The sequence below is a fragment of the Halomonas sp. SIMBA_159 genome (genome assembly GCF_046536035.1).
GTDB classification, from domain to species: Bacteria; Pseudomonadota; Gammaproteobacteria; order Pseudomonadales; family Halomonadaceae; genus Vreelandella; species Vreelandella venusta_A.
This window is the reverse complement of the sequence record NZ_JAWJBT010000456.1, coordinates 1-276: the sequence shown is the minus strand read 5'-3', so window position 1 is coordinate 276 and position 276 is coordinate 1. Positions and strand designations below refer to the sequence as shown.

At 44.9% G+C, this 276-nt stretch carries 1 protein-coding gene; it reads right to left on the bottom strand.

Annotation, left to right across the window (positions count from 1 at the left end; all coding sequences use genetic code 11):
• Positions 1–276 (bottom strand): hypothetical protein (locus tag R0J87_RS20005; RefSeq protein WP_498888435.1); only part of this gene is annotated, 276 nt, incomplete at both ends.

The window sequence follows — 276 nt, the reverse complement described above, 5'->3', positions numbered from 1 at the left end:
GCATGATACAAAATGTCATTGATCGCTGACATTCTGATCACATTTTCTTCAAAGGCAAGTGATTTTAGAAGCGCTTTGACCTTCTCTTCAATCTCCTCTTGTGCATCTTCAATGGAGTAATCCATTTTAAGCTCCACAGATACGGACACCTCAACATCTTTCCACTTGGCGCTTTCAACAGCGGCAATAGCCCCGATTGGTGCTTGACCTTCCCCTTCTCCTGGAACAGGATCAATGTACTCTTGAACCTTATTGACGAGCAGATCCGTCGCCACA